General features: G+C 64.5%; 25 protein-coding genes and 1 pseudogene. 21 read left to right on the top strand and 5 right to left on the bottom strand.

Annotated elements, in window-relative coordinates; translation table 11 throughout:
• Positions 1 to 31 precede the first annotated feature (31 nt).
• On the bottom strand, positions 32 to 2,167 hold the full coding sequence (locus BSY240_RS06960) for a transglycosylase domain-containing protein (protein WP_236759360.1): 2,136 nt from the start codon (positions 2,165 to 2,167) through the stop codon (positions 32 to 34).
• Positions 2,168 to 2,565: 398 nt separating this feature from the next.
• On the opposite strand from BSY240_RS06960, the gene BSY240_RS06955 reads away from it, so the two are divergent.
• A complete protein-coding gene (locus BSY240_RS06955) occupies positions 2,566 to 3,030 on the top strand; it encodes a YcgN family cysteine cluster protein (protein WP_054149816.1) in 465 nt (154 codons plus the stop codon).
• Between the two features lie 93 nt (positions 3,031 to 3,123).
• Here BSY240_RS06955 and BSY240_RS06950 read toward each other — a convergent pair whose 3' ends face one another.
• Entirely contained in the window at positions 3,124 to 3,645 is a 522-nt protein-coding gene (locus tag BSY240_RS06950) for a GNAT family N-acetyltransferase (RefSeq protein ID WP_069041819.1), read from the bottom strand.
• A gap of 173 nt (positions 3,646 to 3,818) precedes the next feature.
• On the opposite strand from BSY240_RS06950, the pseudogene BSY240_RS24340 reads away from it, so the two are divergent.
• From BSY240_RS24340 to BSY240_RS06910, 8 genes and pseudogenes are all read left to right on the top strand, one after another.
• Positions 3,819 to 4,064: pseudogene (locus BSY240_RS24340) on the top strand (type II toxin-antitoxin system RelB/DinJ family antitoxin); the annotation flags it as partial.
• 732 nt (positions 4,065 to 4,796) lie between these two features.
• A complete protein-coding gene (locus BSY240_RS06940) occupies positions 4,797 to 7,406 on the top strand; it encodes a heavy metal translocating P-type ATPase (RefSeq protein ID WP_069043871.1) in 2,610 nt (869 codons plus the stop codon).
• Between the two features lie 176 nt (positions 7,407 to 7,582).
• Entirely contained in the window at positions 7,583 to 8,026 is a 444-nt protein-coding gene (gene cueR, locus BSY240_RS06935) for a Cu(I)-responsive transcriptional regulator (RefSeq protein ID WP_069043870.1), read from the top strand.
• 78 nt (positions 8,027 to 8,104) lie between these two features.
• Positions 8,105 to 8,308 (top strand): heavy-metal-associated domain-containing protein, encoded by a 204-nt coding sequence (locus BSY240_RS06930; protein ID WP_069043869.1) that lies wholly within the window; start codon positions 8,105 to 8,107, stop codon positions 8,306 to 8,308.
• Between the two features lie 205 nt (positions 8,309 to 8,513).
• Positions 8,514 to 8,864 (top strand): carboxymuconolactone decarboxylase family protein, encoded by a 351-nt coding sequence (locus tag BSY240_RS06925; protein ID WP_069041818.1) that lies wholly within the window; start codon positions 8,514 to 8,516, stop codon positions 8,862 to 8,864.
• 196 nt (positions 8,865 to 9,060) lie between these two features.
• Positions 9,061 to 10,221, top strand: coding sequence for a GGDEF domain-containing protein (locus BSY240_RS06920; RefSeq protein WP_069041817.1), 1,161 nt, complete (start codon positions 9,061 to 9,063; stop codon positions 10,219 to 10,221).
• Positions 10,222 to 10,500: 279 nt separating this feature from the next.
• The gene (locus BSY240_RS06915; RefSeq protein WP_069041816.1) at positions 10,501 to 10,974 is read left to right on the top strand and encodes a hypothetical protein; all 474 of its coding nucleotides are present in this window, start codon (positions 10,501 to 10,503) and stop codon (positions 10,972 to 10,974) included.
• 289 nt (positions 10,975 to 11,263) lie between these two features.
• The gene (locus BSY240_RS06910; RefSeq protein WP_083229716.1) at positions 11,264 to 12,745 is read left to right on the top strand and encodes a DNA-packaging protein; all 1,482 of its coding nucleotides are present in this window, start codon (positions 11,264 to 11,266) and stop codon (positions 12,743 to 12,745) included.
• A gap of 238 nt (positions 12,746 to 12,983) precedes the next feature.
• Here the strand turns inward: BSY240_RS06910 and BSY240_RS06905 are convergent, their stop codons facing one another.
• Positions 12,984 to 13,340, bottom strand: coding sequence for an endonuclease domain-containing protein (locus tag BSY240_RS06905; RefSeq protein ID WP_069041815.1), 357 nt, complete (start codon positions 13,338 to 13,340; stop codon positions 12,984 to 12,986).
• A gap of 348 nt (positions 13,341 to 13,688) precedes the next feature.
• Positions 13,689 to 13,814 carry a hypothetical protein gene (locus BSY240_RS24500; RefSeq protein ID WP_256367279.1) on the bottom strand — a complete coding sequence of 42 codons (126 nt, stop codon included), beginning with the start codon at positions 13,812 to 13,814 and terminating at the stop codon, positions 13,689 to 13,691.
• Positions 13,815 to 14,022: 208 nt separating this feature from the next.
• Here BSY240_RS24500 and BSY240_RS06900 point away from each other — a divergent pair, with 208 nt between their 5' ends.
• Both BSY240_RS06900 and BSY240_RS06895 read left to right on the top strand, forming a co-directional pair.
• A complete protein-coding gene (locus tag BSY240_RS06900) occupies positions 14,023 to 14,643 on the top strand; it encodes a glycoside hydrolase family 19 protein (protein WP_069041814.1) in 621 nt (206 codons plus the stop codon).
• Positions 14,644 to 14,722: 79 nt separating this feature from the next.
• Positions 14,723 to 15,028, top strand: coding sequence for a Dabb family protein (locus BSY240_RS06895; RefSeq protein ID WP_069041813.1), 306 nt, complete (start codon positions 14,723 to 14,725; stop codon positions 15,026 to 15,028).
• 246 nt (positions 15,029 to 15,274) lie between these two features.
• Here the strand turns inward: BSY240_RS06895 and BSY240_RS06890 are convergent, their stop codons facing one another.
• Positions 15,275 to 16,249: an alpha/beta hydrolase family protein gene (locus BSY240_RS06890; RefSeq protein WP_069041812.1), complete on the bottom strand. Its 975-nt coding sequence runs from the start codon at positions 16,247 to 16,249 to the stop codon at positions 15,275 to 15,277.
• A gap of 147 nt (positions 16,250 to 16,396) precedes the next feature.
• On the opposite strand from BSY240_RS06890, the gene BSY240_RS06885 reads away from it, so the two are divergent.
• From BSY240_RS06885 to BSY240_RS06840, 10 genes are all read left to right on the top strand, one after another.
• On the top strand, positions 16,397 to 17,023 hold the full coding sequence (locus BSY240_RS06885) for a TetR/AcrR family transcriptional regulator (protein ID WP_083229576.1): 627 nt from the start codon (positions 16,397 to 16,399) through the stop codon (positions 17,021 to 17,023).
• 94 nt (positions 17,024 to 17,117) lie between these two features.
• Positions 17,118 to 18,290 carry a phage portal protein gene (locus BSY240_RS06880; RefSeq protein ID WP_069041810.1) on the top strand — a complete coding sequence of 391 codons (1,173 nt, stop codon included), beginning with the start codon at positions 17,118 to 17,120 and terminating at the stop codon, positions 18,288 to 18,290.
• 312 nt (positions 18,291 to 18,602) lie between these two features.
• A complete protein-coding gene (locus tag BSY240_RS06875; RefSeq protein ID WP_150127421.1) occupies positions 18,603 to 19,283 on the top strand; it encodes an alpha-ketoglutarate-dependent dioxygenase AlkB in 681 nt (226 codons plus the stop codon).
• Positions 19,284 to 19,395: 112 nt separating this feature from the next.
• On the top strand, positions 19,396 to 19,716 hold the full coding sequence (locus tag BSY240_RS06870) for a DUF6107 family protein (RefSeq protein WP_069041809.1): 321 nt from the start codon (positions 19,396 to 19,398) through the stop codon (positions 19,714 to 19,716).
• 509 nt (positions 19,717 to 20,225) lie between these two features.
• Positions 20,226 to 20,801: an HK97 family phage prohead protease gene (locus BSY240_RS06865; protein WP_069041808.1), complete on the top strand. Its 576-nt coding sequence runs from the start codon at positions 20,226 to 20,228 to the stop codon at positions 20,799 to 20,801.
• Between the two features lie 5 nt (positions 20,802 to 20,806).
• On the top strand, positions 20,807 to 22,144 hold the full coding sequence (locus BSY240_RS06860) for a phage major capsid protein (RefSeq protein ID WP_150127420.1): 1,338 nt from the start codon (positions 20,807 to 20,809) through the stop codon (positions 22,142 to 22,144).
• 373 nt (positions 22,145 to 22,517) lie between these two features.
• Positions 22,518 to 23,087: a head-tail connector protein gene (locus BSY240_RS06855; protein ID WP_069041807.1), complete on the top strand. Its 570-nt coding sequence runs from the start codon at positions 22,518 to 22,520 to the stop codon at positions 23,085 to 23,087.
• Positions 23,088 to 23,089: 2 nt separating this feature from the next.
• On the top strand, positions 23,090 to 23,425 hold the full coding sequence (locus tag BSY240_RS06850) for a phage head closure protein (RefSeq protein ID WP_069041806.1): 336 nt from the start codon (positions 23,090 to 23,092) through the stop codon (positions 23,423 to 23,425).
• 41 nt (positions 23,426 to 23,466) lie between these two features.
• On the top strand, positions 23,467 to 23,658 hold the full coding sequence (locus tag BSY240_RS06845) for a hypothetical protein (protein WP_150127419.1): 192 nt from the start codon (positions 23,467 to 23,469) through the stop codon (positions 23,656 to 23,658).
• A 180-nt stretch (positions 23,659 to 23,838) separates the two neighbouring features.
• Positions 23,839 to 24,147: a DUF3168 domain-containing protein gene (locus BSY240_RS06840; RefSeq protein ID WP_335622542.1), complete on the top strand. Its 309-nt coding sequence runs from the start codon at positions 23,839 to 23,841 to the stop codon at positions 24,145 to 24,147.
• The last annotated feature ends 24 nt before the right edge of the window (positions 24,148 to 24,171 follow it).

Genomic DNA, 24,171 nt, shown 5'->3' with positions numbered 1-24,171 from the left:
GTGCTTGAGATGAAGTAAACTTGTGATTGTCTTAACGACCGGTCGATCCCGTCGTTTCGGGCTCTATCGCCGCCTGTGCCGTGCCCGCCGGTGCCGAAAGCGCGTCGGCAGATTTCAGCCGCGTTGCAAGCTCCCGGATCAGGCGGGTCGATTGCGATGACAGCGAGCGCGGACGCACCATCGGCGGCAGAGCATCCGGATTGGCGGCATCTGCGACTTCGGGCTTGGCCTCCCTCTCCGGCATCGGCTGGTCGACGCCGGGGATCGGCTTGATGTCGATGCCCTGATGGGCATAGTCCATCAGCTTCTTGAAGGTCATGGCCGGCAGCGAGCCGCCCGTCATGTTGTTGGTCGAGGTATAGTCGTCGTTTCCGAACCAGACGGCGGCGGTGTAATTGCCGGTATAGCCGACGAACCAGGCATCGCGGTAAGCCTGGGTCGTACCGGTCTTGCCGGCGGTCAGGATCCCGTCAACCGCCGCGCGCCGTGCCGTGCCGATATAGGGGATCTTGGTCATCATCTGGTTCATCGAGCGGGCGGCCTGTTCCGACAGGATGCGCTCGGGCGCGGGCGCGTCGCGCTCGAAGTCGTAAAGCACCTCGCCGGCATAATTGACGATCTGCGCGATGCCGTGGCGGCGCGAGGCATAACCGTCGGCCGGTAGCACGGCATAGGCGGTCGCCTGATCCATGACGGTGACTTCCGACGTGCCGAGCGGGATCGTCACGTCCTTCTTGATCGGCGTCTCCACACCCATCGCCTTGGTCGTCTGGATGATCGCGTCGATGCCGAATTTTTCCTTGGCGAGCCGGACCGGGATCGTGTTGATCGATTTCGCCAGCGCCGTTTCCATGGTCACCCGGCCGGAAAAGCTGCGACCGTAGTTCTGCGGGCTCCAGTTGCCCCAGGCGACCGGCGCATCGACAACCACGGTTTCCGGCGTATAGCCGTTCTCCATGGCCAGCGCGTAGGTGTACATCTTGAAGGACGAACCGGGCTGGCGCAGCGCCCTTGTCGCGCGGTTGAACTGGCTCTCGCCATAGTCGCGTCCGCCGACCATGGCGCGCACCGCCCCGCCGTTTTCGACCATCACCAGGGCGCCCTGCTTGACGTTGTAGCTCTCGCCATATTCGCGCAGAGACGAGGCGACCGCCTCTTCGGCTGCCTGCTGCAGGCCAAGATCGATTGTCGTGCGCACGACCAGCGTATGATCCTTGAAGCGGGCCGCGATGCGCTGCACCTCCTCGAAGGCCCAGTCGAGGAAGAAATCGGGCGCATCCTTTTCGTCGCGGTCGATGACGGAAGCCGGATTGCGGCGTGCCGCGACCACCTGGCCCTCGGTCATCAGCCCGCTCTGCACCATGTTGGTGAGAACGTCGTTGGCGCGGGCACGCGCCGCCGGCAGGTTGACATGCGGGGCATATTTCGCCGGCGCCTTGAACAGGCCGGCCAGCATCGCCGCTTCGGCAAGCGTCACTTCGGTGATGTTCTTGCCGAAGTAGAATTGCGAGGCGGCTGCTGCGCCAAACGTGCCACCGCCCATATAGGCGCGGTCGAGATAGAGCGACAGGATTTCCTTCTTCGACAGGTTCGCCTCGAGCCAGAGCGCGAGATAGGCTTCCTTGATCTTGCGCTCGATCGACCGCTCATTGGTGAGGAAGAGGTTCTTCGCCAGCTGCTGCGTCAGCGTCGAGCCGCCCTGCACCACTTCGCCGGCCTTGGCATTCTCCGTCATGGCGCGCGCAAGACCGATGAAGTCGATGCCGAAGTGATCGAAGAAGCGCCGGTCTTCCGTCGCCAGAACCGCCTTGACCAGGTGGTCCGGCAATTCGTCGACCGGAACGGAGTTTTCATGAATGATGCCGCGATGGCCGATCGTGTTGCCGTAGCGATCGAGGAAGGTGACGGCGAAATTGTCGTGGTTGCGCCAGTCCTTCTTGGTTTCCTCGAAGGCCGGCTGGGCAAGCGCGAGCAAGAGCACCATGCCCGCCGTGCCGAGCGTCATGGCTTCGCCGGCGATCTCGAAGCCGAGCTTCTTGAGGCCGCGCACACGGAAGCGGCGAAAGAAGATGGTGATTTCTTCCCAGGCCTCGGCGAGGTCGTAACCGGCATTCCACAGCGTCGAGTCGAGCCAGCTGTCGATCTTGAGAAAGATGTGACGCTTCAGCTTCTGTGGCTTTTCGGTGCTGGTCCCAGCAGCGCCCGAAGCTGGCCGATCGCCGCTGTCGGCGCCGCCGAGGCGCTCCGCAGGCTGAAGATCGTCAGGCTTGTCGTTGTCGGCCACCGTGGCTTTTCCCGAAAACTTGTTGTCGGCTCCCTTGACGCGCCCGCCGATTGGGATCAGGACCCGGAGAGATTACGGGCGTGTCGTCATTATGTGAGTGATGGTCGATTTGCCGTAAAAGAACAAGCGGTTTCGCCGGCCATGGTGAACCCGGCGCGGCCCCGGACGCGCTTTTGGCGGCGGGCGTTGCACCCCGGCCACCGACTGGTCGAGGATAGCGGCCAGCACCGCAGCCAGATGCCACAGCAAGACCGAAAGACCACAGTCAGTTGAACGAGACGATGACCGAACAGCCCTTCTGGAAGACCAAGACGCTGGCCGAAATGAGCAACGCAGAATGGGAAAGCCTCTGCGATGGCTGTGGCCTCTGTTGTCTCAACAAACTCGAGGACTGGGACACCGGCGAGGTGGTCTTCACCTCGGTTGCCTGCAAGCTGCTCGATGGCGACAGCTGTCGCTGCTCCGACTACGAGAACCGCCAGGAAACCGTGCCTGACTGCATCCAGCTGACACTGAAGGGTCTGCGCGAAATCCAGTGGCTCCCGCCGACCTGCGGCTACCGGCTGATCGATGAAGGCCTCGACCTCTATTGGTGGCACCCGCTGGTCTCGGGCAGTGCGGAAACGGTGCATCAGGCCGGGATTTCCGCCCGCGGCCGGACGATCTCGGAGGAGGGGCTCGATGTCGAGGATCTCGAGGATTACGTGGTCGACTGGCCGATGCGAGTTGGAGAGGAACGGGATTGAGGGGCTCGCGGGCGGTGGGCCAGGTTTTATCATGCTGATGATGGAAACCATCGTCATGCTGGCTACTTCGCGGCCCGTGGACCTCGAAGCCCTTTAGCTCCACAATTCCGCACGCATCCAGGCCTCCGGCAGCAGCAGCCGCCCGGCGAGATCGTCCTCGCCGCCATCAAGCCTCAGCCATTGCCAGGCCTCTGTCCATTCGGCGGGCAGTGGATAGGGTGGAATGACATGGCTTGCAGATCTGAAACCTGAACGGCTGTAATAGGCGGGGTCGCCGAGCACCAGCACCTCCGCCACACCCGTGGCCTTTAGGCGGCTCAAACCTGCGGCGATCAAGGCCTTGCCGATCCCCTGGCGCTGATGATCGGGATGAACGGCGAGTGGTCCGAGCAGGGCGACGGTCTCGGACCGGTCTTCGAGCTTTCCGTGGGTGAAAAGAACGTGCCCGATCAGCCTGTCGTCTATATGGGCTGAGAGCGAAAGGACGGTTGGATCGGCGAGCAAAGCCTCGACCAGCGGCACAAGATCCTCCTGCGGAAAGGCGGCTGCATAGAGGGTGGGGATGTGCGATTTATCGGCAAATGGCGTGTCGCCGATGCTGCATCTGGCGGGCATCTCGTTTCCTCCGGACATGCGTTCATGCCTAAGGCAACGGCGGTTTGGCGGCAAGCACGGGATGGCGCGGCAGGCGACGAGGATCGCGCGTTTGAGGGAGTGTGGCGCGGCACCACCGAACGTCCATTGCCGCCGTCATTCAATTGAATTACGCTGCCTTCTTGGAGGCCGGCATGACCAACGCACTCGTCCAGACACGCATCGATCCCGATATCCGCGACCGCGCGGCCGCTGTGCTGGAGAGCATGGGGCTGACGGTATCCGATGCCGTGCGCATTCTGCTGACACGCACCGCCAATGAAGGTGCTCTTCCGATCGAACTCCTCTCGGATCCCGCTGTTCATGATGCCTGGTTCCGCGCCAAGGTGCGCGAGGCGCTGGAGGATCTGCGCGATGATGTCGAGGATGACGCTGTAGAAAAGCTCACGGATGTTCAAAAAGTTCCGTCGTCTGTAACTGCCCGTTCCGACGTTTGGCTGCGCGTCGATGAACGTGAAGACGTATTGGGATCGCTGGAAGCTTGCAAAACCTTCCTTGAGGATCTTCAGTCCAAGCCCTTAAACTGGAAATACCTCGTCATCTGCCTTCACAACGCGCTACAGGGAGCTTTAGTCTGTCATTTGAACGGCACAGCCGGCGTGGGTGCGCTCGATCAGAGATCCGTCGACAGACAGCTGGAGTGGCATGAGCGAGATCGTGAGCGCCATATTGCTGGTAAGCCAAAGAATATCTCGGATCCGTTTCCGTCGTCCCGTCTCGCTGACATGAAGACACTTTTCTCTCGGGTTCAAACCAGGGACGAGATGACGGAGTTGGGAGCGGGTCAACCAATAGAGATTTCCGCTGGCGAAAAGCGTGCTTTTGAGCTGCTTCATGAACTCCGAAATCGTTTTGTCCACTTTGAGCCAGCGGGATGGTCGATCGAGTTGGCCGGCTTACCGCGAATGGCGGTGGAAATTGTTACCTTGATTGGAAGAATTGCAGCCGATCCTTGGCCGTTCTGGCATTTGCCCGACGAGAGACGTGTTCACTTGAAGAACCTTATTGAGTCTCTTCGCACGGATTTTTCAGCTCTCGAGAACTAATTGGCACCCCCGCCCTTGACCCTCCCATGATGGGAAGGTCCATCTATGGTGGCGGAGGTGACCGCTATGAATATGCAGTCCAAGCCAGATGTGGCCAAGAACAAGAACGAAACCATCCTTTTGCCTGTCGAGGGCATGACCTGCGCATCCTGTGTGCGGCGGGTGGAAAAGGCCGTGGCATCCGTGCCGGGGGTCGAGGCGAGCGCGGTGAATTTTGCGACCGAGACGTTGTCTGTGACCCCGGGAAAGGGCTTCTCGGCAGGCGCTCTGCTCGAAGCGATCGACAAGGCCGGCTATGAGGCCAAGGCCGAGACGCTGGTGCTGGAGGTCGAGGACATGACCTGCGCCTCCTGCGTGTCGCGGGTTGAGAAGGCCTTGAAATCCGTGGCCGCCGTCGAGAGCGCAAGCGTCAATCTGGCGACCGGCGAGGCGGTGGTGAAGGTGCTGGGCGGGGCCGATGCCTTGCCGGCGCTTACCGCAGCCGTGGCCAAGGCAGGTTACGCGGTCAGGCTCGTCGGTGCTTCGACGGATGAAGCCGCGGCCGAACAAGGGCAGGGGGGCGCTGGCCAGGCCAGACCCGGTGAGGTTCCCGGGGCGGCGCATCCGGCGGTCTCGACAGGCCAGGCCGACGACAGCCGCGAGGCGCGCCGGGAGAAGGAGATATCGGGGCTGAAGCGCGATTTCCTGATCGCGTTTGTCCTGACACTGCCGCTCTTCGTCATGGAAATGGGCGCGCATATTTATCCGCCGCTGCATCATGTGTTGATGCAGATTTTCCCCGGCAACAGTCTGTATCTCCTGCAGTTTGCGCTTGCGACGGCGGTGCTTGTCGGCCCCGGCCGGCGCTTCTATCTGAAGGGCATTCCGGCGCTCTTGCGTCTGGCGCCCGACATGAACGCACTCGTCGCGATCGGCACGGGCGCCGCCTATCTCTATTCCGTCGTGACCACCTTTGCGCCTGAAATCCTGCCTGTCGATGCCCGGCATGTCTATTACGAGGCCGCGACCGTCATCGTCTCGCTGATCCTGCTCGGCCGGCTGCTGGAAGCGCGCGCCAAGGGCCGGACGGGGGCTGCGATCCGCAAGCTGGCAGGCCTCCAGGCAAAGACTGCGCGGGTCGAGCGAGACGGGGCGACGCGCGACGTGCCGCTGTCGGAGGTGAAGCTCGGTGACACCGTCGTGGTCCGTCCGGGCGAGCGTATTCCGGTCGATGGCCGGGTGATCGACGGGGCAAGTGCCGTTGACGAGGCGATGATCTCGGGCGAGCCGATCCCTGTCGAAAAGGGGCCGGGCGCCACCGTCATCGGCGGTACGGTCAACGGTTCCGGCTCCTTCCGCTTCGAGGCGACAGGCATTGGCGCCGACATGATGCTCTCGCGCATCATCCGCATGGTCCAGGAAGCGCAAGGGGCGAAACTGCCGATCCAGAAACTGGTCGATGAGGTGACCGCCTGGTTCGTGCCCGCAGTCATCGGTATCGCAGTTGTGACTTTTTTCCTATGGCTGATCTTCGGGCCGGAGCCCGCCTATACGCACGGGCTCGTGGCGGCGGTGGCCGTGCTGATCATCGCCTGCCCTTGTGCCATGGGGCTCGCCACGCCCACCTCGATCATGGTCGGAACCGGCCGCGCCGCCGAACTCGGCGTGCTCTTCCGCAAGGGGGAGGCGCTGCAGAGCCTGGCGGACATCGACTGGGTGGTGATGGACAAGACCGGCACGATCACGGCCGGAAAGCCCGAAGTGAGCGAGATCGTGACATCAGAGGGGTTCGACGAGGCCGAGGTGCTGCGGCTGACCGCAAGCCTTGAGGCGCGCTCGGAGCATCCCCTGGCGGATGCCATCGTGCGGGCGGCGGAGGCGCGGGGGATCGCCCTGTCTGCCGTGGAGAATGTCGAGGCGGTGGCAGGGTTTGGCGTGACCGGGATCGTTGACGGGCGGAAGATTGCAGCGGGGGCTGACCGGTTCATGGTGAAGCTCGGGGTGATGGCAGAGGGCGAGACATCGGATCTCACCGCCGCCGTCACCCGTCTTGCCGATGAAGGCGCAAGCCCGCTCTACGTTGCCATCGACGGCAAGCTGGCAGCGGCGATTGCGGTCGCCGATCCGATCAAGGAGACGAGTGAACAGGCGATTGCAGCCCTGAAGGCCCGCGGTCTGAAGCTGATGATGGTGACCGGCGACAACAGGCGCACGGCAGAGGCCGTGGCGAGGAAGGCCGGCATCGATGCTGTGGTGGCGGAAGTGCTGCCGGAGGGAAAGGTGAGCGCGATCAAGGCGCTGCAGGCGAAGGGTGGTAAGGTCGCCTTTGTCGGCGACGGCATCAACGATGCGCCGGCGCTCGCCACGGCGGATGCCGGGATTGCCATCGGCACCGGCACCGACGTGGCGATTGAAAGCGCCGATGTCGTGCTGGTCGGCGGCGACCTGATGGGTGCGCTGCATGCGATCGAGCTCTCGGACAAGGTCATGGCCAATATCCGCCAGAACCTGTTCTGGGCCTTCGGCTACAATGTTGCGCTGATCCCGGTGGCGGCGGGGCTGCTCTATCCGCTCCTCGGCATCACCTTTTCGCCGATGCTGGGGGCGGCGGCCATGGGGTTGTCGAGCGTGTTTGTGTTGACGAATGCATTGCGGTTGCGGACGGCGAAGGTGACGGGGTTCTTGACCTCCCCTTGAGGGGGAGGTCGCGCGGAACGCGCGGGTGGGGTGAGTTGATGTGCGCCGCTGGGTCACCCCACCCCGGAGCTTCGCTCCGACCCTCCCCCTCAAGGGGAGGGTGGCGTGCGCGGAGGTCGGCAATTTCCGCCTCTCCCCCTGTGGGGGCGGCGACGAAAGGAGAAACGACGATGACGATGAATATCGGCGAAGCCTCGCATGCCTCGGGCGTTTCGGCCAAGATGATCCGCTACTATGAGGAGATCGGGCTGATTGCGCCGGCGGGCCGGACGGCCTCGAATTACCGGGTCTATGATGCCGACAGCGTCAACCGGCTGCGTTTCGTGCGGCGATCGCGCAATCTCGGCTTTTCGCTTGAAGAGACCGAACGGCTCTTGAAACTCTGGGACGACAAGGAGCGGGCAAGTGCCGAGGTAAAGGCCTTGGCGCTCGCCCATGTCGAGGAGCTGGAACAGAAGATCGCCGAGATGCAGGCGATGCGTGACACGCTGGCCCATCTCGCCGAGCGCTGCCTCGGCAATGATCGACCCACCTGCCCGATCCTCGCCGATCTCGAGGGCAAGCCGCTGCGGCAAAAGACCGCCGGAAAGGACAAGGCCGGGGACTGCTGCGGGGATTGACCTTGCCCCCATGGGAAGGTGCAGAAAGGGATTGGAAGCGACGGCTTGAAGCGGTCGGCAAATGGAAAGGACAAGACCATGATTGGACAGACGGTTTTCAAGATCGAGGACATGACCTGCGGGCATTGCGAGAAGACCGTGGTCAAGGCCTTGGCGGAGGTGTTGCCGGGCAAGGCGGTCACGATCGATCTCGCCGCCCGCAAGGCTTTTATCGAAGGCGATGCGGTCCTTGCCGAACAGGCGATCCGTGAGGCGGGTTACACGCCGGTGCGGGAAGTGTGAGGGTGGAGGGAGTAGCGAAGAGTTGGAAGGGGGCAGGTCGAACAGACAAGGGCTTGATCGGCCTATAGGCGACTTGCATTCTACCCGCTACCCGCTACCCGCTACCCGCTACCCGGTACCCGGTACCCGGTACCCGCTGAATGTCTTGCAATCTCCTCGAACCTCAATATATATGTAGCGTCGTATATATTATGGAGACGCCGCCATGGGCAAGGACTACATCGCCATCACCCGGGATATCTCAAGCGGAATCAAGACCCTGCGCAAGGACATTCCCGATGTGATGCAGGGCTTTTCAGCCATGGCGGGCGCGGCGACCAAGGATGGGGCGCTGTCGAAGAAGGTGAAGGAACTGGTGGCGCTCGGCATTGCGATTTCCACCCGCTGCGACGGCTGCATTGGGTTTCACACCGAAGCGCTGATCAAGCTTGGTTGCACAAAGGCGGAATTCGAGGAGGCGCTGGGGCTCGCCGTCTATATGGGCGGTGGCCCCTCGCTGATGTATGCCGGCGACGCCATGGCCGCCTGGGAGCAGTTCGGCGGGCCGGAGGCCTGAAGGCAGGCGCAACCCGGCCCCGAGCTGGGGTCAAGCAGGGGCAAAGTCTGGTGCGACGGCGCTAGGTCGCGGCCCAAAAAATACCGGGCCAGCTTCATTTTGCGCGCTCTAAATTAGCGAAAAATTTGCCGCCTTCCGCCATGGTGAAACCCGATGCGGCGCTGTTCGAGCGTCGCGAGGGAGCAATGGCGGGGGCATGCAGACGGAGACGGGCGCAAGAGGGCGGTTGAACTGGCTGTTGCGCATGGCGCCCGAAGTGGAACGCGCAGAGGAACGGGATTTCGGCGCCGAACGCATCCGGCATCTGCGCCATGCGATCATCGTCGGCCTGATCGTCTACAACATCTACAATCTCACCAGCCTGCACCTGATGGCCGACATCCAGCCCTTCACGGTCGCCATGCGCCTCTTGGTGCTGGTGCCGGGCTCGCTGGTGATCTTCTATCTCGTGCCCCGCGTGCCGCCGGCGATCCGCGAATTGCTCTTGCTCGGCGGTATGTTCGTCGCGAGCCTGCTGCCGCTCTATTTGGTTTACATCTCGCAATCGAGCTATGCGACCTATACGCTGGGTGAACTGCCGCTCGTGCTGCTCTTCGGCAACATGTTGCTGGTGCTGCGTTTTCGCCTTGCGCTGATCTTCACCGCCGGTACCTGCCTGACGGCGCTTTTTGTCATCCACGCCAAGCCGGGGCTGGACGAGAACCTGATCTTTCCCCTGACCGTGCAGGTGGTGACCGGCCTCTTCTTCACGCTCTACGGCAACTGGCATGTCGAGAGACAGCGCTGTCTCACCTATCTCGCCCGCTACGATGCGCAAAACCGTGCCGACATTGCCGAGCGCCGCGGCGACCAATTGCGCGACCTGACGCTGACCGACATGCTGACCGGGATTGCCAACCGCCGGCATATCGACGAGACGCTGCATGCCTGGCTCGAGACGCGCAGCGACGTGCTCTTGCTGATGGTCGATGTCGACCACTTCAAGGCCTTCAACGACCGCTTCGGCCATGTCGCCGGCGACGACTGCCTGCGCCGCATCGCCTCGACGCTCGCAACCTTCGCCGCCCGCCACGACGGCTTTGCCGCCCGCTATGGCGGCGAGGAGTTCACGCTGCTCTTTGCCGTGGACAAAGAGACCGGCGGCGCCTTCCTGGCCGACCGGCTGGTCCGCACCGTGCGCGAGCTTTCGATCCCGCATCCGGCCCGCGCCGACGGGCTTACGACCGTCACCGTCTCCGTCGGTTACGCTGGCACGGGTGAGGGCGGCGTGCGGGAAGCGCGCGATCTCATCACCCGGGCGGATCTGGCGCTCTATGAGGCGAAGAACGCGGGGCGCAACAGGTCGAAGGCAGGGTGAGGGGGGATCGGTAAGGCAGATGCAACGGAACTGCGCCCCTCTCCTGGAAAATCTGAAGTTTAGGCGGCTTGCGCTCGCCTAAGCCTTCGATTTTCCGTCCTCCCCCGCAAGGGGGGAGGTGGGTCATAACCAAAATAGGAAAATAATCCTTGACACCGTGACGGTCGTCGGATAGGATTTTGACATGATCGGGAAGCTGTGGCCTTGAGGGCCAAGGTGATCCGGAGAGGTTTGGAAAGGGTCCGCTTGGCGGGCCCTTCTTTCGTTTCGGAGGGGGCCATGCTGGGCGAGGATCGACGTGCGGGTCTGGACGAGGCGCTGCCTGATGTCATCGAGGTGAAGGCGGCGGGCGCGGGCGATCTGGTGACCCTGCTCAACGAATTCACCACCGAGATGCGCGCCCAGTTCGAGCTGTTTCGCCGCCTCAGGGCCGGGGCCGAGAGCCTGATCGACGGGGCCGACGAGGCGCTGGCGAAACTGGCGCGGGCCGACATCAAGGCGGCGACCGATGCGATTGCGCTGATCGTGCGCACCCTGGAGAAGATCGATGCGCTTTTGCGCCAGATGGAGCGCGACCGACTGGATGCCGAGGAACGGCTGATCGAGGCGCGCGATCCGGAGGTTTTGCGGGGCGAGGTCCAGGCGCTGATTGCGGCACGGGTCGAGGCTGAGGTGGCGGCACGGCTGGAGGCGGCGGTGGCCGCGCGGATGGCGGAGGTGGCTGGCCTCGCCGAGGGGCGGGGGCCGCCTTGAGGGGTGATTGAGCCAAGCTTTCGAGGTCTGATGCTGAAGGAGGCTTGCCAACTGAACCGGTCCCCTCACTTGCTAAACCTCAGATTTTGTTGGTGAGGGGATCGGTTACACAGGCACCGGATCAAACGGATGCTTCGTAACTAGCTGTTGCGAACACCTCGGCATGAGGGGCGCCCTGAGGGCTGACGCTGTTTTGCATAATCGCCCAAGGAGACTGCCGATGACGCCGAAATCGCTGGGGCGGCGGATGAGGGATCGGGTGGTCGAGACTGAACGGGCCGCATCCGTCATGATCGGGCAGGTCGCGGTGGAAGCCGAGGCGCTGGCCGTGAATGGCAGGAGGACCACAGCCGCTCTGGAGACTGTTTCCACGACCATGGCGCCCGAAAGCTGGGCGGCGGCGGGGCTTGATGCTCCAGAGGTTGTTGTGGCTGGCATAGGGCATCGGGTGCGGGACGTGAGGGTGACGGCAGGGGCGATTGAGGATGGTGCAGGTGTCGCTGCTCGCCCGGAGGGACCACTCAACCTCTCGCAGCTCTCACCTTCCGATCTCGCCTTTCTCTCCCGTGACTGGCTGCTTCTGGCGCGGCCCGAACAACTTCCGCCTGACGGAGACTGGCGCAGCTGGCTGATCCTCGGCGGGCGGGGATCGGGCAAGACGCGGGCGGGGGCCGAATGGGTGCAGGCGCAGGTGCTGGCGGCGGGCAAACGGACGGATTTGCGCATTGCGCTGGTGGCGGAGACGCTCGGCGATGCGCGTGAGGTGATGATCGACGGCGACTCGGGGCTGGCAAGGATTGCGAGACGCATGCGGCCGGAGGTGGAGATTTCGCGGCGGCGGCTGGTATGGCCGAACGGGGCGATCGCCCAGATCTTTTCATCAGAGGATCCCGAAAGCCTGCGCGGGCCGCAGTTTCATCTCGCCTGGTGCGACGAGCTCGCCAAATGGAAACATGCCGACGAGACCTTCGACATGCTGCAGTTTGCGCTGAGGTTGGGTGATGATCCGCGCCAGGTGGTGACGACGACGCCGCGGCCCGTGCCGCTGGTAAAGCGGCTGATGGCGGACGAGGCGACGGTTTTGACAAGGATGGCGACGGCTGCCAATGCGAGGCATCTGGCGCCGGGGTTCCTGAGCGCGCTCAGCGCCCGTTATGGCGGGACAAGGCTCGGGCGGCAGGAGCTCGATGGCGAGCTGATCGAGGACCGGCCGGATGCGCTCTGGAAGCGCGCGCGGCTCGATGAGATCGTGGTGAAGCTTTCAGAGCCCTTGCGGCGCATCGTGGTTGCGGTCGATCCGCCGGCCGGCGGGGTCTCTGCCTGCTGCGGCATCGTGGTGGCCGGGCTGAAGGAAAACGGCCAGGCGGTGGTGCTGTCCGATTGTTCTGTGGAGGGGCAGGGCCCGGCGGGCTGGGCGCGCGCGGTGGTCTCTGCCTACAGGCGGTTCGAGGCCGACCGGGTGGTGGCCGAGGTGAACCAGGGCGGCGACATGGTGCGCGCCGTGCTCGAGGGCATCGAAGCGCGGCTGCCGGTGACGACGGTGCGGGCGACGCGCGGCAAGTTCCTGCGCGCCGAACCGGTGGCGGCGCTCTACGAGCAGGGGCGGGTTTTGCATGCGGGGCGGTTTACCGAGCTCGAGGACCAGATGTGTGATTTTGGCCCGGAGGGACTGTCGAACGGGCGCTCGCCGGACCGGCTGGATGCGCTGGTCTGGGCGCTGACGGCGCTGATGCTGGAGGGTGGCGGCGAGCCAAGGATCCGGGGGGTGTGAGGTGGGTATGTGCCCATGGTGCCGATCCCCTCACCAACAAAATCTGAGGTTTAGCCCTGATCGGGCTAAGCCCTCGATTTTGTAACCTCTCCCACAGAGGGGAGAGGTGTCGATGCAGCTGGCCCCGCGCTCCCTCTCCCCCCTCTGTGGGGGAGAAAGCGAAATCGAAGGCTTAGGCGAGCGCAAGCCGCCTAAACTTCAGATTTCGCAAGTGAGGGGATCGGTTCCGTTGGCACTCTCACTCGCCCGAATTGCGCAGCTCCGACAGAATATGACGGCAGACATCGTCGAGATGCTGCAGGACCTCGTCGTTCCAGAAGCGCAGGATGCGGAAGCCTTCGGCACGGAAGAGGGCGTCACGATTAAGGTCGTGGAGGCTGTCGCCGTGCTGGCCGCCGTCGACCTCAACGATCAGCCTGGCTTCGAAGCAGACGAAATCGAGGATGTAGCCGCGCAACGGTACCTGTCGGCGGAATTTGGCGCCGGAGAGCTGGCGGTCGCGGAGCGCGCGCCAGAGCATGGCTTCGGGTGTGGTCGGGTCGGCGTGCATCTGGCGCGCCCGGGCTCGAGCAAGGGGTTTTGGTTCGTGGCGCATGGGACTGGCCTGTTGGATTGGCTCAGTATGCGCCTTTGGGGTGTGGGGACAAGAGGTGTGGTGCTAACGGAACGGGTCCCCTCACCAACAAAATCTGAGGTTTAGCCCTGATCGGGCTAAGCCCTCGATTTTGTAACCTCTCCCACAAGGGGGAGAGGTGTCGATGCGGCTGGCCCCGCGCTCCCTCTCCCCCCACTGTGGGGGAGAAAGCGAAATCGAAGGCTTTGGCGAGCGCAAGCCGGCTAAACTTCAGATTTCGCAAGTGAGGGGATCCGTTCCATTATCCACCACACGAAAAAACCGGCGCCCTTTCGGACGCCGGTTGATCACGCAATGCGGTGGGTAGGTTTACTTCGCAGCCGTTGCGGGGGCTGCCGGCTGGCGGACCTGGCGCCATTCGTTTTCGAGGCGCTGCAGGACATGGGCCGGGATCGTTGCCGGGGCGGCGGTCTTGGTCGAAGTGTTCGTCTGCATGTCTTCCCTCCTCGGGTTTGGAAGTCTGGCCTCCAAACGTGTCTGTAGGCTGAAAGTTCCACAGCGTTAAACCTTTGTAAATATGAACGGAACGAGCTCTAAACGATTGAAATTTCTTCAATCGTTTTAATTCCGAACTTTTTCGCAGGGCCGCAGCGCCCGATACGGCGTAGCCGGCAGCTTTCTTCCCGACATCGAGGATTTCATCATGCGGATCGACCGGCGAATCGTCTTCGCGGGGCTGCGCAATGCCGTGTTCGGCGGGCGGCTTTCTCAAGGGCAGGTGGACGGCGTGGAGGCGGTGCTGACGCGGTTTTCGGCGCGCGGCTGGGGCGATCCGCGCTGGCTCGCCTATATGCTGGCGACCGCGCATCACGAGACCGGCGGCACCATGCAGGCGGTGCGCGAGACCTTTGCGCCTGACGATGCGGAGGCCGTCAACCGGCTGGAACGGGCCTGGCGGGCGGGCAGGCTGCCGACGGTGACGACACCCTATTGGCGCCGCGATGCGGCGGGCCGCAGCTATTATGGGCGGGGTCTTGTGCAGATCACCCATCGCGAGAACTACGCGAAGATGAGCCGGGTGACCGGGCTCGACCTCGTGGCCGAGCCGGATCTGGCGCTCAGGCTCGACGTATCCGCCACCATCCTGGTGGTCGGCATGACCGAAGGCCTGTTTTCGGGGGCAAGGCTCTCCGACTTTTTCTCCGGCACCAAGGCCGACTGGACGGGGGCGCGAAAGATCGTCAACGGCACCGACCGGGCGAAAAAGATCGCGGTGACGGCGAGGATCTTCGACGCGGCTGTCAGGGCGGGGCTGGTGGTGTGAGGCGGCCAAGCGGCGCATTGAGCGGAGGCCCGCGCGATGCTATCGGCTTTTGCGCTGCAATAGCTCTTTGAGGTGCCTCATGATCCGCCACATCGTCTTCTTCACCGTCAGCCCCGAACATCTCGAGGCCGTGCGTGCGGGGCTATCGATCTTGACGGAGATCCCGAGTGCAACACGGCTGGAGATCGGCACGAATGTGAAGACCGACCGTTTTCACCGCAGCATCGATCTGGTGGTTTACGGCGAATTCGAGGACGAGGCGGCACTCGCTGCCTACAAGGCGCATCCGCTTTATGAGGAGAGCATCCGCCGGGTGAAGCCGCTGCGCGAGGAGCGCTATGCGGCGGATTATGTGGTGGGGGATGCGGTGACGGCGCGGGTGTGAGGGCTCAGCGGCTCTGGCGCCGGCGCAGCAAGAGATGGAGACCGGCGAGGACCGATAAGCCGAGCAGGAAGAGACCGGCCTGGTTGAAAAAACCGCTAGTGGCAGTGATGTCCATCATGGTGCTTCCTCAAGGTCCGAGAGAAATGTTCGTGCCGGTAAGGGTGCTGCGCAGTTTTGCACGGGAACGGTCTGCTGACAAACCGTCCCGCTGCGGCACGAGACACGCGCCGCAGCGGGGCACCCAGTTCACATCTGCTTCTGCTCGACTTTGCCGAGATCCGCAGCATGGGCCTCAAGCGCAGCCATCGCGTCCGGCCAGCTCTTGGCGTCGATATCGAGCGCAGTTCTCAGCCATGCGAGTGTTATGCGCTGGGTAACAGTGAGGCGATCAGGGTCTTCGTCGTCGGTTTCCTTGGCATCATAGCCGGCGATGCCGCCGAGGCCGTGTTTTCCGCCAAAGAGTGTGAGCAGCGCTTCCGCACCCGGGGCGTGGCGATAGGGATCGACGTGCCAGTCGGCGCCGCGCGGTGTCAGATGCGGATTGTCGTCGGCATCGCCTGTTACCACCAGGGTGCGGGTGGTGAGCGTCGAGAAATCCGGGTTGAGGGTGGTGTAGTTTGCCCGCGCGTGATCGCTGAGGCTCTCGCCGCCGAGGCCGGGGGCGGCGAGAAGCACGCCGGCCTTGATGCGCGGTTCCGGACGGCGGACGCGGGTGACGGCCGGATCGGCGGTATCCGTGAGGCCCGCGCCGAGCAGCATGCCGACGGTCTGGCCGCCGAGCGAATGGCCGACGGCCGCGATCCGAGTGTGATCGAGGCGGCCTGATAGCAGCGGCACGGCCTGTTCGATGGTGGCGAGACTGTCGAGGATGAGCGTCATGTCGTCGAGCCGCGACTGCCAGAAGAAGGGATAGCCGGGCGCATCCTGGCCGAGGCCCGCGACCTTCGAATTGGCATGGGTCGGCTGGATGACGACGAAACCATGGGCGGCATAGAAATCGACGAGTGGGCCATAGCCGTCCTTGGAGGGAATATAGAGCGATGGGCCGTGGCCATGCGAGAGAAGGATGATCGGCAGGCTGTCGCCGGAGAGCGGTGTGGTGATGCGCAGATCGAGCGGGCGGCCGCGACCGGGCGCCGGCAGCGTGACCGGGTTGATGGTTATGGTGGCTTGCGGGGTCGGCGTCGGGATGGTGCGTGCTTTTGTGACGAGATCGTTCATGGAATGAAGCTCCGGGCTCTGGAAATTGCGGGGTGAAGGGGATAAGGATTAAGCGGAACGTCGTTCCGAATGTTGAGGCTATATACGGAACGCCGTTCCGTTTAGCAAGGGCTGCGCGGGATTTCTCCGTGCTGCTCCAAACTGAGCATGGATAAAGAGGCCGAATTGGACGGGAATCACGGACAGGACGCAGGCGGATCGCGGGTGCGCGCCGATGCGCAGCGCAACGAGGATGCGCTGATCGAGGCGGCCAAGGCGATCTTTGCCGCGAGCGGTGTCGACGCGCCGGCCCGCGAGATCGCGGCACGCGCCGGAGTGGGTGTGGGCACACTCTACCGGCGCTTTCCGAGCCGCGCGGATCTCGTCATCGCAGTGTTCAAGCGCGAGGTGGACGCCTGTACGGCGGAGGCGGTGGTGCTCGCATCAGGGCATCCGCCGGGCGAGGCGCTGGCGCTCTGGCTGCGCCGTTTCACCAGGTTCATTGCCGCCAAGCGTGGGCTGGCTCAGGCGCTGCATTCCGGCGATCCGGCCTTTCAGGCGCTGCCCGATTATTTCCGTCAGAATTTCGAACCGGCTTTAGCCGGGCTCCTGGACGCAGCTGTCGATGTCGGGGCCGTTCGTTCAGGCATTGAGCCCTACGAACTGCTGCGCGCCATCGGCAATCTCGCGGCGATCAAGGGCGCGGAGCCGGAGGGCGAGACATCAGTGATGGTCGAGCTGCTGATCGACGGACTGCGCTTAAGTGCGGGCAAGGTACCGCCGGCTGCAGGCTGAGGCCGGCGATCGCTTGCAAGAGACGGCATAGGCGGGGGCCGGGCCGATCGCGGCAGGCTGCCTGATCGATTTCATTTCTGTCGAGGACATCCCCATGAAACTTCCCTTCCGAATGCCCTGGGCGCAAGCCCGGGATCGAACCTCCGTGCCCGAGGAAAAGGCGCTTCATCCGCGACCCGGGACGGCGCTGGCGCTGATTGCGGGCGAGGGCGAGGCGCGGTGGACGGGCAGGTCCTATGCGGCACTTTCGCGCGAGGGGTTCATGAAGAACCCGGTCGCGCATCGCTGCGTGCGTTTGGTGTCAGAGGCGGCGGCCAGCATCGCGTTCCTCGCCTATAACAGCGAGACCGAGCGGCCGGAGCATCCGGCGCTTGCTCTGCTGGCACGGCCCAACGGCGCGATGACAGGGGCGGATTTTCTCGAAACGCTTTATGGCCAGCTGCTGCTTTCGGGCAATGCCTATGTCGAGGCGGTGGCGACCGGCGGGCGCAGTGCGGAGCGGGCGGTGGAGCTGCATCTGCTTCGGCCAGACCGGGTGAGCGTGGTGACCGGGGCGGATGGCTGGCCGTCTGCCTATGACTATCGCGCCGGCACCAAGGCCAGGCGGATCGCGCTCGATGGTCTCCTGCATCTGAAGCTGTTTCATCCGCTCGATGATCACGAGGGTTTTGCGCCGCTGGCGGCAGCGCAGGTGGCACTCGATCTGCATAACGCGGCGGGGCGCTGGAACAAGGCGCTGCTCGACAATTCGGCACGGCCTTCCGGCGCGCTGGTCTATCAGCCCAAGGAGGGCGGCAACCTCTCCGCCGACCAGTATCAGCGGCTGAAGGTGGAGCTCGACGAGGGCTATTCCGGCCCGATGCGCGCCGGGCGGCCGCTGCTCTTGGAAGGCGGGCTTGACTGGAAGTCGATGGGGCTTTCTCCGAAGGACATGGATTTTGTCGAGGCGAAGAATGGGGCTGCCCGCGACATCGCACTCGCCTTCGGCGTGCCGCCGATGCTGCTCGGCATTCCCGGCGACAACACCTATGCCAATTACCAGGAGGCGAACCGCGCCTTCTATCGGCTGACCGTGCTGCCTCTGGTGACGCGGACGGGGGCGTCGCTTTCGGTGTTTCTGGGCGAGCTGACCGGCGAGGGGCTGCGGCTGGTGCCGGATCTCGATACGGTGGCGGGGCTTTCGGCCGAGCGCGATGCGCTCTGGGCGCGGGTGGGGGCGGCGGCGTTTTTGACGGACGAGGAGAAGCGCGAGGCGGTGGGGTATTGAGGGGTTGGTTGTGCCAAAAGCGCTGATCCCCTCACCAACAAAATCTGAGGTTTAGCCCTGATCGGGCTAAGCCCTCGATTTTGTAACCTCTCCCACAAAGGGGAGAGGTGTCGATGCTGCGGGCCTCGGCTCCCTCTCCCCCTCTTTGGGGGAGAAAGCGAAATCGAAGGCTTAGGCGAGCGCAAGCCGCCTAAACTTCAGATTTCGCAAGTGAGGGGATCAGTTCCGCTGGCAATATCCCCCAGCATCACACGGATGCCAGTTACAGATGTCCGCACTAGGATGCTTGCTCTACCGATACGGACACCGCCTATGGAAACCCAGCCCCACCTGCCACCCGGTGCCAGCCTCACCGCCGACTGGATCATCCCTCTGCAGGAAGTAGCGCTTGCCGCCTTCCTCGACGCCGGTGCGTGGAGCGGCGAGCTGAAGCGGCGGGTGCGGCATTTCGGCCATCGCTATGACTACCGGGCGAGGAGCGCCACGGCGGAGAGCCGGATCGGGCCGCTGCCGGACATGCTCAAGGGGCTGGCGGAGCGGCTGGTGGCGGACGGGTTTTTCTCAGACGTGCCGGACCAGGTGATTGCCAATGAATATCTGCCCGGGCAGGGGATCAGCGCGCATGTCGATTGCGAGCCCTGTTTCGGCGAGGTGATAGCCTCGCTCAGTCTGCTGTCGGGCTGCGAGATGCGGTTTGGATGCCTTGCAAGCGGCGAGACGCGCGCAGTCATCTTGCAGCCGCGTTCGCTGCTGGTGCTCGCGGGACCAGCGCGGCGCGACTGGACGCATGCGATCCCGGCGCGGCGGTCGGACGTGATTGATGCGCGTGCGGCTGGTGTCGCTGACGTTTCGGACGATGCGGTTTTGACCGCAGTTCGTGGCAGGCAGGGCCAGCCACGGCTTCATCTATCAATTCAACCGGCGGAATCAGATTGTGAATTTTCGCCGTCAAGCGACTCCACTGACTCGGCAATTCGCTGCCACTTCACCTGACGGGTGAAGCGCTCGGCTCGGGCTGAAGGGGAAAAGGGCGCCGGCCGCAGCCTTGAGGGCGGGATCGTTCCGGCCGGCGCTCTCCTAAAAGCTAACTGCGAAAGATGAACAAATGACTGACTTCGGCCATGATGGCGGGGTGACCTCCGCGCGTCTGATCGGTGCTGTCGCGGGCTCCGCGATCTCGCTGGTCTATCTCCTCCCCAAACATCGCCGCGAGGCGGCCGTGCGTTTTCTGACCGGGGTTGCCTGCGGGCTGATCTTTGGCGGGCCGACGGGTCTCTGGGGCGCCGGACAGCTGGGGCTTGAGGGGCGGCTCTCGACGGCGGAGATCATGCTGGCGGGGGCGACATTGGCGTCGTTTACCGCCTGGTGGGGGCTGGGTGTACTGGTGCGGCTGACGTGCCGGGCGGGGGACAGGGTGGGTGGGTGACGCAGTGACCCCTCATCCTGAGGAGCCCCTGCGCAGGCAGGGGCCTCGAAGGATGCTGTGTGCGTGATACGGCTGGCCTCGACCCTTCGAGGCCCTCGCATGGCGAGGGCACCTCAGGGTGAGGGCGATGGGGGACGCCGGTCTCTACCCTCCCCTTGACGGGGAGCCGGGAGCGGTTGTGTGACCGCCTCTCCCCTTGGGGAGAGGATCGCCGAGCGCAGCGGAGGCGAGGTGAGGGGGCGGATCGACGAGGCGTCGAAGGTTCAACTTAAGCTTCGCTCCCCCTCATCCCCGGTGCAACAAGTTGCACCTGAGACCTTCGGGCACCTTCTCCCCGCTGGGGAGAAGAGGGAGGGACCCGCCGCTGCCGTGCCAACCGTTCTGCGTCCGCACGTCACCCCCACCCGCCGCATTGCGGCGACCTCCCCCCTCAAGGGGCAGGCAGGTGGGCACCGCCTTTGCGCGTCGCAAGGAGACCAAACCAAATCAACATCACGAGGAGACAAGCCATGCAGGCTTTGGAAACGGCGGGTGCGCCGCGGTTTTGGTATGCCGGGCTGACGCTGAAGGGCGTGGCGGGCGACGGGCGGTTTTCGGGTTATGCGAGCCTGTTCGGCGAGGTCGATCTTGGCCGCGATGCGATCGAGCCCGGGGCCTTTGCCGCGTCGCTGACGAAGCGCGGGGCGGGCGGCGTGCGCATGCTCTTTCAGCATGATCCGGCCGAGGTGATCGGCCGCTGGACTGTCATCCGCGAGGATGAGCGGGGGCTTTATGTCGAGGGCAAGCTTGCAACCGATGTCGGCCGCGCCCGCGAGGTGCATGCGCTGATGAAGGCCGGCGCGCTCGACGGGCTGTCGATTGGGTTTCGGGCGGTCAAGACGAGGGCGGACCGCAAGACGGGCGTGCGGCGGATTCTCGAGGCCGATCTCTGGGAGATCTCGGTGGTGACCTTTCCCATGCTGCCGACAGCGAGAGTGTCCAATGTCAAGCACAGGCGGTTTTGCCGCGACAGGGAAACCGAGCTTGTCCGGCTGATGCGCCGGGCGGCTCGGTCGATGGCGAACAATCACTTCACGAAAGGATGAGCGACATGGAAGACGCAATGATGACGGGGCAGGACAGGACGGATGCGGTGGGGCGTGGGGCCTCCGCTGCAGGCGGGCGAGGCGGCAAGCGGGCCAAGGGGGCGCCGGCGAGGCTAGCACCCGAGGTGAAGGCGGCGCCCGATACGGTGACGGCGGCCTTTGCCGAATTCATGAATGCCTTCGAGGCCTTCAAGGAGGCCAATGACGAGCGGCTGGGCGAGATCGAGGAGAAGCTGTCGAGCGATGTCGTGACCCGCGACAAGGTCGAGCGGATCAACAAGGCGATCGACGAGCAGAGCCGGCTGCTGGACGAACTCGTCTTGAAGAAGCGCCGTCCGGCGCTGGAGCGGCCCGGTCGCGACGAGGCGGGATTGGCCGAACACAAGGCGGCCTTCGAGGCCTATGTGCGGCGCGGCGACGACCAGGCCCTGCGCGATCTCGACCAGAAGGCGCTGTCGGCGGGGGTCTCCGGCGACGGGGGCTATCTGGTGCCGCAGCAGGTGGACGAGGAGATCGGCCGCAGGCTGCGCGTGATCTCGCCGATCCGGTCGCTGGCGACCGTGCGGCAGGTCTCGGGCGCGGTGCTGAAGAAGCCGTTTGCCGCCTCGGGTTTTGCCTCGGGCTGGGTGGCGGAGACGGCGGCGCGCACGCAAACCGGCACGCCGGAACTGGCCGAACTCGCCTTCCCGACCATGGAGCTCTATGCCATGCCGGCGGCGACCCAAGGCCTGCTCGACGATGCGGCTGTCGATATCGAGGCCTGGATTGCGGCGGAAGTCGACATCGCCTTTGCCGAACAGGAAGGCGAGGCCTTCGTGTCGGGTGACGGCGTGCTGAAGCCGAAGGGGTTCCTGGCCTATGACCAGGTGGATGACGGCGCCTGGGAATGGGGCAAGATCGGCACCGTTGCCACGGGGGCGGCGGGGGCTTTCGCGGCAAGCGGTGCATCCGATGTGCTGATCAACGTGGTCTATGCGCTGAAGGCGGGACACCGGCAGAACGGCACCTTCGTCATGAGCCGTCGCAGCCAGGGCGCGGTGCGCAAGCTGAAGGATGCCGACGGCAACTATCTCTGGGCGCCACCGGCGCGGGCGGGTGATCCCGCTTCGCTGATGGGCTTCCCGGTCGCCGAATCCGAGGACATGCCGGAGATTGCGGCCAATGCGACGGCAATCGCCTTCGGTGATTTCCGCGCGGGTTATCTCGTGGTGGATCGCGTTGGCGTCCGCGTGCTCCGCGATCCCTATTCGGCGAAGCCTTACGTGCTGTTTTACACGACGAAGCGTGTGGGCGGCGGGGTGCAGGACTTCGAGGCGATCAAGCTGGTGAAGTTCGGGGCGTGAGGGTGGCGTGTCCCTCCGCTTGAGGGCGAGGTGGTTTTGCGGCCGCGTGACCGCCTCTCCCCTCGGGGAGAGGAGCGCCGAGCGCAGCGGAGGCGAGGTGAGGGGGGGCGGCGAAGCGTTGAATAGTAAGCCTGAGCTTCGCTCCCCCTCATCCCCGGTGCAAAAAGTTGCACCTGAGCGCTGCGCGCCACCTTCTCCCCGCTGGGGAGAAGAGAGGGAGGCCCGCCACCGCCCTCATGCTGAGGTGGGCGCGGAGCGCCCCTCGAAGCATCCATCTCTCAACTCTTCAGGGTGGCCTCGCCCTTCGAGGCCGGGCGTGGCCCGGCGCCTCAGGGTGAGGGGCTACCTGCAATTCGTTTTCAAGGAACCTCCCATGACCATCATCGAACTTAATCCACCCACGGTGGAGCCGCTGACGCTTGTCGAGATCAGGGCGCATCTGAGGCTCGATACGGAGGAGGAGGATGCGCTGCTTTCAGCGCTTGCCATCGTCGCCCGCGAGCATCTGGAGCGGGGGACGGGACTGGTGCTGGCGGAAAGGAATTTCCGGCTCTGCCTCGACGACTGGCCGGCGGATGGGATTGTGACCATTCCGCGTGGGCCTGTCCGGGTGGTGACCGCGGTGACAGTCTATGACGGGGATGGCGAGCCGCAGGCTGTGGATCTTGATGGCCACTTGCTCGACGGTCAGGCGCGTCCAGCGCGGCTCTGGCTGCGGGACGTGCCGCAGCCGGGGCGGGCAATGAACGGGATCGAGGTGGAATTGTCAGCCGGCTTCGGCGAGAGCGGCCAGGATGTGCCGGAGACGCTGAAGCGGGCGATGCTCACGCATGTCGCGGCGATGTATGCCTGCCGCGGTGTGGTCGCGGTCGAGGCGCAGCCGGCTATGGTGCCGCCGGGTTATGACCGGCTGATCGCGCCCTTCTGCCAAAGGGGGCTCTGACCATGGTCATGCTGGATATCGATGCCGGGCGGCTGACGGCGCGGCTTACGCTGGAGCGACCGGATGTGGCCGAGGACGGGCAGGGCGGGGCGGTGACGGGCTTCGTTGAAATTGCCCGCGTCTGGGCACTGGTCGAGCCGCGCAGCTTTGCCGAAGAGGAAAAGGGGCCGGGGCTTGTGGCGACCGTCACGCATCATGTGACGGTGCGCTCGCGTGGCGATCTCGTGGCCGGGCAGCGATTTCGCAAAGGCGCGCGGGTGTTCGAGATCCTGGCGGTGCGCGACCCCGACGAGACGGGCCGGTTTCAGCTGGCGCTTTGCCGCGAGGTGACGGGATGAGCCGCGGCGCCGGACAAGGGCGCGGATCCGGGCGGCGGGGCGTGGCGCTGGAGGAGACGGGCACGCAGCTTGCCGCGATCTTGCGGCGGGCGCTGGCAGTCCGTGTGGCAAAGCGCAGCGAGCCGGCATCGAAAGACGGGGGCTCGATGGAGCCGGATGGGTCGGCAACCGACGGACTGGGCGCTGACGGACGCTATAACCGGGTGACGGGTGAGGCGCAGACGGGCCGCTAGGCAAATGGAAGCTTCGCGGACACCGGCTGTGCGCGAGGGGCACAAAGGCGCCGGTAGGTGTTGCTTGGCACAGCTTGGGGAGACTGGAATATGACGAATGCGGTCAATGCCTTGCTTGCAGCGCTTCAACAGGCGGTCAAGGCGGACACGGCGCTGACGACCGCGCTCGGACCCTAGGGACTGTCCGACCGGACGATCCGGCCGCAACGCTTTCCGGCACTTGTCGTCGGCGCGGTCGAGGCGCGGGATTTTTCAACCGGGGAGGCGGAGGGGGCTGAGATCCTGTTGACGCTCGAGGCCTGGAGCGCGGTGTCGCGCCGCGAGGCCGAAGGGCTGGTGGCGGAGGTGAGGCGGCTGGCCGACAGCTTGCCCGAGATGCTGGGTGAGTTTCGACTGGTCAACTTTCGCCACCGTCGGACGGTGAGCCGGCGCGAGGTGAAGACGGGGTTGTTCGTGGCCGAGGCCGTGTATCGGGCGGTGGTGGAGTGAGGTAGCGAAGCTCGGAGCCGGGCG

Source organism: Agrobacterium sp. RAC06, from assembly GCF_001713475.1.
Classification (GTDB): Bacteria; Pseudomonadota; Alphaproteobacteria; order Rhizobiales; family Rhizobiaceae; genus Allorhizobium.
This window is presented reverse-complemented; position numbering and strand designations above follow the sequence as displayed.